Annotated in this window: 13 protein-coding genes; 5 read left to right on the forward strand and 8 right to left on the reverse strand. The window is 68.0% G+C overall.

The window, feature by feature from the left end; genetic code table 11:
- The 4 genes from G6N77_RS19045 to G6N77_RS19060 all read right to left on the reverse strand — a co-directional run.
- On the reverse strand, nt 1-1,592 hold a 1,592-nt coding region (locus G6N77_RS19045; protein ID WP_165183749.1), incomplete at its 3' end, for a molybdopterin-dependent oxidoreductase.
- Nucleotides 1,593-1,746: 154 nt separating this feature from the next.
- Nucleotides 1,747-2,544, reverse strand: coding sequence for an anti-sigma factor (locus G6N77_RS19050; protein WP_165183750.1), 798 nt, complete (start codon nt 2,542-2,544; stop codon nt 1,747-1,749).
- Nucleotides 2,544-3,155, reverse strand: a complete 612-nt coding sequence (gene sigK / locus G6N77_RS19055) for an ECF RNA polymerase sigma factor SigK (RefSeq protein ID WP_370875209.1) — start codon at nt 3,153-3,155, stop codon at nt 2,544-2,546. Before sigK ends, G6N77_RS19050 begins: the two co-directional genes overlap by 1 nt.
- 72 nt (nt 3,156-3,227) lie before the next feature.
- Nucleotides 3,228-3,902 (reverse strand): fasciclin domain-containing protein, encoded by a 675-nt coding sequence (locus G6N77_RS19060; RefSeq protein ID WP_165183751.1) that lies wholly within the window; start codon nt 3,900-3,902, stop codon nt 3,228-3,230.
- A gap of 278 nt (nt 3,903-4,180) precedes the next feature.
- Here G6N77_RS19060 and G6N77_RS19065 point away from each other — a divergent pair, with 278 nt between their 5' ends.
- Genes G6N77_RS19065 through G6N77_RS19080 form a run of 4 tightly spaced genes read left to right on the forward strand, consistent with a single transcriptional unit; the run spans nt 4,181 to nt 6,815 of the window.
- Complete coding sequence (locus G6N77_RS19065) at nt 4,181-4,972, forward strand: hypothetical protein (protein ID WP_165183752.1); 792 nt, start codon at nt 4,181-4,183, stop codon at nt 4,970-4,972.
- 16 nt (nt 4,973-4,988) lie between these two features.
- On the forward strand, nt 4,989-5,711 hold the full coding sequence (locus tag G6N77_RS19070; protein WP_165183753.1) for a class F sortase: 723 nt from the start codon (nt 4,989-4,991) through the stop codon (nt 5,709-5,711).
- 58 nt (nt 5,712-5,769) lie between these two features.
- The gene (locus G6N77_RS19695) at nt 5,770-6,174 is read left to right on the forward strand and encodes a cupredoxin domain-containing protein (protein ID WP_205678441.1); all 405 of its coding nucleotides are present in this window, start codon (nt 5,770-5,772) and stop codon (nt 6,172-6,174) included.
- A 35-nt stretch (nt 6,175-6,209) separates the two neighbouring features.
- A complete protein-coding gene (locus tag G6N77_RS19080) occupies nt 6,210-6,815 on the forward strand; it encodes a hypothetical protein (protein ID WP_165183754.1) in 606 nt (201 codons plus the stop codon).
- Between the two features lie 2 nt (nt 6,816-6,817).
- On the opposite strand, the gene G6N77_RS19085 is transcribed toward G6N77_RS19080, so the two are convergent.
- The 4 genes from G6N77_RS19085 to G6N77_RS19100 form a co-directional block, all read right to left on the reverse strand.
- On the reverse strand, nt 6,818-7,483 hold the full coding sequence (locus G6N77_RS19085) for a hypothetical protein (protein WP_165183755.1): 666 nt from the start codon (nt 7,481-7,483) through the stop codon (nt 6,818-6,820).
- Between the two features lie 47 nt (nt 7,484-7,530).
- On the reverse strand, nt 7,531-7,938 hold the full coding sequence (locus G6N77_RS19090) for a DUF4383 domain-containing protein (RefSeq protein WP_165183756.1): 408 nt from the start codon (nt 7,936-7,938) through the stop codon (nt 7,531-7,533).
- Nucleotides 7,939-8,103: 165 nt separating this feature from the next.
- On the reverse strand, nt 8,104-8,823 hold the full coding sequence (locus tag G6N77_RS19095) for a FadR/GntR family transcriptional regulator (RefSeq protein ID WP_262455628.1): 720 nt from the start codon (nt 8,821-8,823) through the stop codon (nt 8,104-8,106).
- Between the two features lie 38 nt (nt 8,824-8,861).
- Nucleotides 8,862-10,601 carry an L-lactate permease gene (locus tag G6N77_RS19100; protein ID WP_165183758.1) on the reverse strand — a complete coding sequence of 580 codons (1,740 nt, stop codon included), beginning with the start codon at nt 10,599-10,601 and terminating at the stop codon, nt 8,862-8,864.
- A 191-nt stretch (nt 10,602-10,792) separates the two neighbouring features.
- Between G6N77_RS19100 and G6N77_RS19105 the strand changes: the two genes are divergently transcribed.
- A partial coding sequence (locus tag G6N77_RS19105; protein ID WP_165183759.1) for a heterodisulfide reductase-related iron-sulfur binding cluster occupies nt 10,793-10,972 on the forward strand: 180 nt, incomplete at its 3' end.

The raw sequence follows: 10,972 nt of genomic DNA on the forward strand, positions 1-10,972 counted from the left end.
GTGACGGTGAAGGTGATGGAGTGCCAGCCGGTGGAGCCGTCGGGTTCGGGCGGGGCCTGCCTCCCGTCCTGGAGGGTGCCGGCGGTATCGTAGGCGCGGACCCTGACGTTGTGTGTGCCCGCGGCGGCACCGTCCCATTCGTAGGACCATTGCCGCCAGGTGTCCACGGAGGCTTCGGCGGCCAGTGTTGCAGGCTGCCATGGGCCGCCGTCGAGCTGGATTTCGACCTTGGAGATGCCGCGGTGTTGGGCCCATGCGGTGCCGCCGATGCCCACCCGGCCGGCTGGCACGCGGGCTAGGGCGCGGGGCACCTCGACGCGGGATGCCGTTTTGATGGGCCCGTGCGAGGACCAGCCGCGCGAGGTCCAGTAGCCGGCCTTCGCCGTGAAGGTGGTCACTTCCAGGTCCACGACCCATTTGGTGGCCGAGACAAACCCGTAGAGCCCGGGAACGACCATGCGTACGGGGAAGCCGTGGTCCAGGGGAAGCGGCTCGCCGTTCATGCCCACGGCCAGCAGCGCGTCGCGGCTGTCCTGCAGTACGGGCAGCGGGGTGGAGGCGCTGAACCCGTCGGCGCTGGTGGAGAGGACCATGTCCGCCCCGGGCTGGGGCTTGGCCCGGGCCATGACCTCGCGGAGGGGGTAGCCGAGCCATTTGGCGTTGCCGGCCAGGTTGCCGCCCACCACGTTCGACACGCAGGTCAGAGTCACGTACGTTTCGACCAGCTCGGCGGCGAGGAGTTCGTCGAAGGTCATGGTGAATTCGTGCTCCACCATCCCGTGCACGCGCAGGGTCCAGGTGCGGGGGTCCAGCTCGGGGACGACCAACGCGGTGTCGATCCGGTAGAAGTCCGGGTTGGGGGTGACGAACGGCCCCACCCCCGCCACGGGCGACTGGACGCCGGAGGGCAGGGCGGCCGCGTGCGTCCGTGGGGCGGGGAGCTTGAGCGCGGCACGCACCTGGCGGGCCGTGTTGCGTGCCGTGGAGAGGAGGGTGCCGCCCACGCCAACGACGACGGCAGCACCCGCCACGACGGCCGACCTGACCAGGAACGTCCGGCGGGAGGGCTGGCCCGCACCGGACTCCGTGGGGGTGCCGGGGGTGGGTGCGGTGCGTCGCGGCGGTGGGGAGTCCGCGAGGAATCGCAGCGCCGCCAGGCCGGCGGCCGTGCCGGCCAGGAGGGGCAGGAGGTCTGCGACGGAGGCACCGGCCCGGGTGATGATGCAGGCGGCCATGACGATGGCGAAGGCGCCGACCATCCCGGCCCCGGCCGCAAACCGTCTGCGGGCGACCACACCGGCCAGGGCGGCGAGGACGACGGCGGCGGCCGCCATGGAGAGCAGGAGCACCGCCTTGTCGTTGGTGCCGAAGGTGGCGATGGCGAAGTTCTTCATCCACGCAGGGGTGAAGTCGATGAATGCGGACCCTACGGAGGTCAGAGGGGAGGATGCCGCGCCGAAAAATGAGGAGAGCAGCTGGGCCACGGCGAACAGCGCACCGGCGGCGATGATGCCTGTTGCGGCCGAGGCCAGAAGCCGGAGGCTCCGGCTCCTGGCCCGGGCTGTTGCGGGCTTCTTGTTGTGTGTTCCCATGACGGGCTCCTTGGGACGGGGCATTAGCCGCCCTCATATGGATGGGCTGCTCTTCTTGCCTGTACTTCGGAGCCGGACGCCGGGTGGATTGGAAACGGCGAACGCCCAAGAGGGGCGCCCGCCTGTGGGCCGTGCCCCGCCCGAGGGGTTGGAGCTAAATGGCCTGGAGCAGTATGGGTGTGGTGGTGGGCTGGGGGGAGCCGCCTGCTGGCTCCACCGTGATGCCGATGTGTGTGGCGCCGTCCAGTGGCCCCTTCAGGAGTTGGACGCTTGGTGCGGAGCCGGAAACATCCATCAGCCCGGCCGGCACGGCACCCTTGGCGGTGATGAACCACAGCTCGTAGGCCTTTCCGGCAGGGGCGGCCGGCATGTCCTTCACCAGAACGCCCGCCTGGTTGGCCTGCCCCGAGGAAGCAATGGTCACCAGGGTGCCTGCGCCAACCTTTGCGGTGGCAATCTTCGCATCCGGCGCCCCCATGATCGCCAGCATGGCCGCCTGTTGCGCCTGCTCGGCGGCCAGCCGCTGCTCCGTCCCCTGCTGCCCGGAACCATGGCCAACCGCCCACCCGCCCACGCCGGCGCCCGCGAAGATCAGCAGGGCGGCAGCGGCCGCCAGGGCCGGCACCCACCGGCGGCGCGGCGGACCCGAGAGCCGGGAACGCGCCGTCGTGCCCCTCAGGGCGGTGCGCGCGGTGCCGAGGTCCCGGACCACGGTGGAGGGCGAAAGCTGGCGGGTGTTGCGGATGGCGGCCATGACGTTGGCCTTCACTTCCGGGGGAGGGGTCTCCGCGGGCGTTCCGTAGGCGAGCAGCGCGGCGGTTTCGCTGAGGCTGCGCACCTCCTCGAGCGTCTGCGCGTCCCCCAGGGCGTGGCGTTCAAATGCGGTCCGCTCGGCGTCGGTGACGGCGTTGAGTGCATAGGCGCCGGTCAGCAGATGAAGTTGTTGTTCCATTACGCCACCCCTAACCTGTCTCGTAGTCTGATCATGCCGTCACGAATTCGTGTCTTGGCCGTGCCCACCGGAATGTTCAGCAGCTGCGCCACTTCCTGGTGCGTGTAGCCGCCATAGTAGGCCAGGCGGATGGCTTCCTGCTGGGGCCCGGTCAACGTTTCAAGGGCCTGGTTGACCCGTTCGGCCTCCAGGGTGGTTTCCACGGTGTCCGCGACGTCGTCGTAGCTTTCCTGGTATTCCTTGATGCCTTGGCGAAGGTCGCGGTCCCTGCTGGCCTGGCTGGCCCGCACGCGGTCCACGGCCCGGCGGTGGGCGATGACCAGAATCCAGGCCATGGCCTTCCCCCGGTCCGCGTCAAACCGCGCTGCCTGCGTCCAAACGTCCAGGAAGACCTCCTGGGTGACTTCCTGGCTCTGCGACGGATCGCGGACCACGCGGCGCACCAGCCCGAACACCCGGGGTGCGACGGCGTCGTAGAGTTCGGCGAAGGCCGCCTCGTCGCCGAGGGCGACGAGGCGGATCAGGTCTTCGTGCGTGGGCGGGGCAAGGGGCTCCACCGGCCGCAACCAGGGCAGGCGCATGGTCTCTAGTTTGTCATGGTCGCTGCCCATGGTGCGCTTCCTTGCGGTCCGTGTTGACGGCGGGCGGCTGCGGACTACTTCTTGGCCCTACTTCTTGGCCGGCTACTTCTTGGCCGGGGGCATCAGTACGGAGTCGATGAGGTAGACGGTGGCGTTCGCCGTCTTGACGCCCCCACAGATGACCTTGGCGCCGTTGACCATCATGTTGTCCCCGCTGCCGGTGACCTTCACCGTGGCGCCTTCGGCCGTGGCATGCGTGCCGTCGATCTGGCTGGGCGCGAGCTGGCCGGGGACCACATGGTAGGTAAGGATGGACGTCAGCGTCTTTGAGTCGGTCTTCAGCCCGTCGATGGTGGCCGCCGGGATCTTGGCGAAGGCGTCGTCAACCGGGGCGAAGACGGTGAACTGGCCCGAGTTCAGGGTGTCCACCAGGTTCACGTCCTTGTTCAGCTTCCCGGACACTGCCGCTGTCAGTGTCTTCAGCAGCGGGTTGTTCGACGCAGCCGTTGCCACCGGATCGGCCGCCATGCCCGCCACGGAGCCGGCGCCGGACGGGACGGCCGCAGCATAGGCGGCGCAGCCCGGGCCGACCAGGTCCCCGGCAGCAGCCATGGGCGTGGTGGCCGCCGGGGCGGAGCTGGCCATGGGGGCCTGCGACGTTGCGGGTGCGGCGGTGGTGGTGCCGCTGCAGGCGGTCAGGCCCATGGCGGCAATGGCGAGGAGTCCCATGCCGAGGCTGAGGCCCTTGCGGGTGGTGGACGTCTTGGTTGCATTCATGATGGTTCTCCATGCCTTGAAAGCGGATGGTCTCCGCCTGCTTCCCCTGCTGCCGCCGTGGCCGTTAGTGCTTCATGCCGAGGGGCGGTGCGGGCTGTCAGGAGGTACTTCGGAGCACCCCGCCAACCGGATTGGACACGAGCCGAGGAACATCAATTCCCTGCTTGCCCGGGGCGGCCAAAGAAAACTGCGGCATTTCCCAATCCATCGGGCGCCGTGTTCCGAATCACCCCTGACGCCCCGGTATCGGGACGCCCCCTGATGAGGAGGAATCTCTTATGTATAAGAAATCTGCTTTCCTGATTGCACCGGCATTGGCGCTTGCCGTCGTGTCGCTTTCCGGCGCGGGTGCCATGGCTGCTGACAATGGAACCACCACCTACCAGGCCAACCTTGGTGCCATCAACGGCAGCAACGCAACCGGCAGTGTCATGATCTCCCTGACCGGGGACCAGGCGACGGTCACTGAGAATGTCAGCGGGCTGGCCGCCACCTTCAACGGCGCCCCGTACCCGCACGTGCAGCACATACACATCGACGGGAAGGGCGTGTGCCCCACCCCGGCTGCGGACACAAACAAGGACGGGGTCATCAGCACCACCGAGGGCGGCCCGTCCTACGGAAAGATCGGCACCACCCTCTCCACCAGCGGCGACACCAGTGACAAGGCTGCCCTGGACCTGAAGGTGGCCGGCATGGGCGCCTCCTACAGCTATCAGCGCACCTTTGCCATGAACGCCGAGACCATTGCCGCGCTCAAGGCCGGGACCGGCGTCGTTGTGGTCCACGGACTGGACCCCGCCACCCTGCCGGCCGCCGCGCAGAAGGAAAAGAGCGACCTGGTGCCCTCCCTGCCCCTGGCCGCAACCTCGCCGGCCCTGTGCGGCACGGTGGTTGCCTCCCAGATGGGTGCGATGCCCGGCGGGGCCCCCGGCACGGGCCTGACCCAGACGGCGCAGGCCACCACCGGGGCATCGCCTGAGTTGGGGCTGTTCGCGGGGGCCGGCGCGCTGGTGCTGGCCGCCGGCGCGTTTGTGGCCTTGCGCCGCACGAAGACCGCGTCGAACTGACGGGGCCTGAAGCACCATGAAGGATAAGACCAGCCGCCGCGGGCGCCTCGCCGCATCCGCGGCGGCCGGTCTCCTGTTCGCCGGCGTCCTGCTCGGCACCACGGCATGCGCCCCGCAAAGTCCCGGAGCCGGGGCCGCCGCACCGGCCACCATGCTTGCCGCGCCGGCCCACCCCAGACCAACCCCACCTCCGGCGCCGGCGGTGTCGCCTTCCGCGGCCCAGGCCGCGGCACCCGCCACACCGGCCGGGCCGGCCGTGGAGGGACCCATCCTTCCCGCCTCCATTCCGGTCAGGCTGCAGGTGCCCGACATTGGCATCAACACCGTGCTGGTGCCGCTGGGACAGGCGCCGGACGGCACCATGGACGTGCCCGGCGGCCAACCCGGAGACCCGGGCGGCTGGTACAAATACTCGCCCACACCCGGGCAGCTGGGGCCCGCCGTCATCCTGGGCCACGTCAACAACCTCGCCTCGCCCGAAGGACTGTTTTACCGGCTCCACGAAATGAAGCAGGGCCAACGGTTCTCCGTGACGCGAGCGGACCACAGCGTCGCTGTCTTCGAGGTGGACAAGCTCGCGGAGGTCAAAAAGGCCACCTTTCCCACCCTGGCCGTCTATGGCAACACCAACCGCGCCGAAATCCGCCTCATCACCTGCGGCGGATTCGACCAAGCCACCGGTGAATGGACCGAAAACACCATCGTCTACGGCCACCTGGTCTCCAGCCATACCCCATAGCCGCCGGCGGGCGGAACACGGCAGGCCCCGGCAGAAATATTTCTTGGATTGGACGATCATGAAAACACAACGACAACTCATCGCCGCCGCGGCCCTGGCCACCACGCTGGTCCTGGCCGGCTGCAGCACCTCCCCAACTGCCAGCCCCGGCCCGGCCCAGGCGGCCCCGGCCGCCAGCACCCCCGTGCCGGCCATGACCGGCACAGCGGATGCCATGGCGGGCATGATCCACATCGAATCCGGACACGTCCGCGATGCCGCCCCCGTGGCGGCCGGGTCCATGGTCACCGTGATGAACATGGACACCGCCGCCCACACCCTCGCTTCCGACGACGGCCACAGCTTCAACTTCACCGTTGCTCCCGGCACCACCGCAACCTTCAAGGCACCCGGTGAACCGGGCAGCTACCCGTTCCATAGCGACGGCACGGCCGGCACGCACGGCGTCCTGACCGTCCGTTAGACGGCAATGAATGATCGGAAGAAAAGGGCAAGTAAATGAACAAGCAGCTCACAATCACAGGCCTGGCCGTGGGGGTGCTCCTGTTGGGCGGGTGCGCAGCAGGCACGGCCGCAGCCCCGTCCGTACAGTTCGCAGCGCAGTCCGCCGCAGCGCACGGCGCAACGCAGGGTCCCACAGCGGTCGGAAAATCGGCCAGTGAGAGTCCTGCCGGAACGCCGCCACAGGCCGCCGCCATGGTTTGTTCCGCAGAAGCCAGGGGCAACGTCACCAAAATCCTCGGGCTCGCCTCGCCACCGAAGACGGACTGGTCCTGGAATGGCACCGTGTATGCATGCCACTATGCCCTGGAAGCCGGAACCTTGACTATGTCAGTCCAGGTGTTCCCGGAGGCGACGGCAGCACGGGAAGGCGCTGCGACGCTTTCGACCTCGCTTGACGCCAAGCCCATCCAGGGCCTGTCCAACCTCGGCCTGCCCGGTTACCAGGCGGAGGCGGGCACCGTGGTCTTCGCCAAGGACAACATGGTGCTGCACGTGGACGCCACAACGATGCCTGCCGCCGCCGGCATCAACCACGTCACGCGCTCCGCCTTCGCGTACCAGATGGCAACCACCATCCTGGCCTGCTGGAGCGAACACTAGGGTCAGTGATGGTGGCCGGAATGCTTCAACTGTTCCAGGTTGGCGGGCAGGTGGCCACCGGGACTGTGGGAGCCATGCCCGGAATGCGGGACGGCAAGCTGGCCGGCAGTGGAGGCTGCCAGCCCCAGGGTGGTAACCGATGCCACCACAATGGACACGAAAAACATCGTGCCGATGACTGCCAGGGCGGACGGTTTCCATCCAGCAGATGCCCTGAACGACGTGCGAAGCGCCTTGTTGTGCTGCCAGCCCATGACGGCAATAACGGACAACTCAAGCACCAGCAGCGCGGCCAGGGTCAGGTCCAGGTATCTGGCGTCCTCGGGCACGCGCCAGAGGCCAATCAGGATCCCGGCCAGGTGGACCAATGCGGCCACCGCCACGGCACGGACTGCCACGCCGGCCATCAGCAGGTGCCCGGTCCGAAAAGTGGCAAAGGCATAGAACAGCGCAGCCCCCGCCCAGGCAGCCGACCCGAGTGCGGCTACCCATTCCCACCACACCGCCGGCCCGGCCGCCCCGTTCAGGCCGGCAACCAGGCTGGAGGCAGCGGCACTGCCGAGGGCAGCAATGCCTACGGCGGCGACGCCGACGCAGAGGCTGGCAAGCTCGCCGCCGGACCGGGCGGAGGCTCGTGGGCGTCCAATGGAGGCCCGGCGAAGCGACATCTTCCTGCCCGGGGACGGGGCTTGCGCAACACGCAGGGCCGCCATGACTAGGCGGTTCGGGCGGTGGCGGTGGCACGGTCCTGGGACAGGCCGACCGTCAACAGCACCAGTGCGCTGGCCAGGTGCAGGACGTTGTCTGCGCCGTTGAGGGCAATGATGTTCAGTGCGGACGTCGTCAGGAAGAGGCCCACGATGCCAACGAGCAGGTAGACGGCGCCCACGGTTGAATTGGCGGTCTTGGCCGCCGTCACGGAACCCAGCCCGGAAAGCAGGAGGGCCGCTCCAATGGCCAGGTGGATGATATTGTGCAGCGGGTTGACCTCGAAGATGATCAGGTTCCGTCCTTCCGTGGCAAAAAAACCTACCCCGCTGGTGACGAAGAACCCGACGACGCCCACCAACAGGTAGACGGCTCCGAAAATCGTGGCAAGCAGGCGGTTCGGTGATGTGCGCATGGCTTTCAATCCTTTTCCCAAGGGCGGAGTTGAGCCTCCGCATCGAATTTCGCGGGTTCCGGAGTGAACCCGTAACAGGCGTTCGGAGGCCGTCCGGTTTTGGATTGCACCGCCCGCCCCGGCGTCCTTTTCCAGGCAAGGGACCGGACGGGGGCGTTGCCTGGGTTAGCGGGCGGTTTCGGTGAAGAACCATTCGATGTGTTCACCGAGCAGGCGGGCGGCGAGGTCCCCGTCGCGGGCGGTGAGGGCGTCGAGGATGCCGTGGTGCTGGTGGCGCAGGGCCTGGGCGACGGGTTGCCACTGTTCGTCGGTGGTGACGGCGTGGCGGACGTAGTCCATGATCGACAGGCGAAGGGACTCCATCATGGCGGAGACGACGGCGTTGCCGGCGAGGGTGCTGAGCAGTACGTGGAACTGTGAGTCGAGGTCGTGGAATGCTTCTCGGCCCAGGGCGGGGTCGTCCATCAGGGCGAGCAGTTCCGCGGCGCGGGCCAGGGACGGTTCGTCGATGGGGCGTGTTGTCGCAGCCGTGGCGGCCCAGGTTTCCAGGAGGATGCGGGCCTGGACGATGTCGGCGACGGGCAGGTGCCGGCTGGCCACATGCAGGCGAAGGGTTGAGGACAGTCCGGCTGCCGGGTCGGAGATGAGGATGGTCCCGGAGTTCGGGCCCGACCCGGTCGCGGTGCGTACCAGGCCCATGACGTCCAGGATGCGGATTGCATCCCGCACCGAGGCGCGTGAGATGCCGTGCTGTTCGGAGAGGGTCCGCTCGCCTGGGAGGCGGTCGCCGATGTTCAGCCGGCCTGACCGCAGATCGGCCTCGATGCTGGACAGCACGGCCTGGTAGGCGCGCGGGCCCGCGGCCCGATCCGTTGTATCTGTCACGGATCCATCCTGCCACGGGCCTGCGCGCTTCACTGACATCAGGCCCGAGGCAGCATCCAGCCCAGCACGGGCGTTGACTGGAGGTATACCAGCAGGCAGAGCACTGCGAGCATGCCCACGCTCCAGCCGATCACCTTGCGCAGCAGGACTGATTCCTGGCCGTCCATGCCGACGGCCGTGGCGGCGATGGCGAGGTTTTGGGGGCTGATGAGCTTGCCGACGACGCCGCCGGAGGAGTTGGCGGCCACGAGCAGGTGGGGGTCGATCCCGGCCTTGATGCCTGCGGCCTGCTGTAGTTTCGCGAAGAGAGCGTTGGAGGAGGTGTCCGAGCCGGTGACGGCGGTGCCCATCCAGCCCAGGACGGGGGAGAGGAAGGCGAAGAAGCCGCCGGTGCTGGCCAGCCAGGTGCCGATCGCCACGGTCTGCCCGGAGAGGTTCATGACGTAGGCCAGGGCGAGGACCAGCATGATGGTCGCCCCTGCCCAGCGCATGTTGTAGATGGTGTGGCCAATCGCGGCCACCGCCTGGCGCATCGTGATGGGGAACCGGCCACCGCCGTCGAAGGCGGCGTACACGGCGGCAACGATCAGGCCGGTGATCAGCAGCAGCGTGCCGGGGCTGGAGAGCCATTGGAAGTTGTACACGGTCGAGGAGACCGGTTTTCCGGCAGCGTCCACGATCGCGCCGTGCAGCACCGGCCACGGTACGTGGATGTTGGTGGTGGCCAGCCAGGCGGGAATGTTGACGCCGAGCTTCCAGAGGTTGGCGATGCCGAACACCACGATGACCAGCAGGTACGGGAACAGCGCCAGCCACACCCGGGCGCCGGTGAGCTTCGCCGGGTCCCCGTCCAACCGAGTCCCGGCCACCGCCACCGACCCATCGGAAACGGGGCCGCCGGCGGATCCGCCGGCCAGGGCGCCGACCGTGAGGCGTTCGCGGGCGGCGTCGTGGCCCTTGGACTTCCACACGCGCAGGAACAGGTACGCCCCGGCCAGGCCTACGAGGGAGGCGACGATGTCGGTCAGTTCGTAGGAGAAGTAGTTGGAGCACAGGAATTGGGCGATGCCGAAGCACAGCCCGGTTGCCAGGGCGACGGGCCAGCATTCGCGCAGGCCGCGCAGGCCGTCGAGGATGACCAGCAGGACCAGCGGCACGAGCACGGCCAGCACTGGTGCCTGGCGTCCGACGATGGCGCCGAGGTGGGCCGCGTCCAGGCCGGTCAGCCCGGCGGCGGTGGTGATCGGGATGGCGATGGCGCCGAACGCGACAGGGGCGGTGTTGGCCACGAGCACGGTGGCGGCTGCGCGCAGCGGGGACAGGCCGAGGGCGATGAGCATCGTGGCCGTGATGGCCACGGGTGCACCGAATCCGGCGAGGGCTTCGAGCAGGCCGCCGAAGCAGAAGGCGACGAGGATGGCCTGGACGCGGACGTCGCGGCCGCCGATCACGTCGAATATGCCGCGCAGGTCCTCGAAGCGGCCGCTGATGACGGTGACGCGGTAGAGCCACACGGCCATGATGACGATCCACAACACCGGGAACGCGCCAAACACGGCCCCTTGTGATGCCGACAGGGCGGCCAGGCCGATCGGCATGTGGTAGCCGAGCACGGCGACCGCCACGGCCACCAGCAGGGACCAGGCGCCGGCCACGTGGGCCTTGGTCTTGACCACGGCCAGGAGGACGACGAACGTAATGAGCGGTATCAGCGCGATGAGTGCCGAGATGGCCACGCTGCCCGCAACCGGGTCGGTGGCGGGGGTGAAATGGTCCACGGATTTCCCCTTGCTTGGTGTCTTGACCGATAAGGTCATGGTCAGACCACTATGGTCCGACCACGAAAGTGTAACCCAAGTTTTGCGCTTGTGGCCAATCTCACGTTCCTTGAATTTTTCACTGGACTTTGGGTTCGCCGCCTAGTATGGTCGGACCACATTGTTGTGTTGTTGTCCCGAAAGATGGTCTGATGAAAATTGCGCTCTTTGCCACGTGCATCGTGGACGCCATGTATCCGCGCACGGCCCGCGCCACGGTTGCCATCCTGGAACGGCTGGGGCACGAGGTGGTGTTCCCTCCCGGACAGGCGTGCTGCGGTCAGATGCACGTGAACTCGGGCTACTTCAAGGAAGCCCATCCGGTGGTTGCC

Source organism: Arthrobacter silviterrae, from assembly GCF_011045165.1.
Lineage (GTDB): Bacteria > Actinomycetota > Actinomycetes > Actinomycetales > Micrococcaceae > Specibacter > Specibacter silviterrae.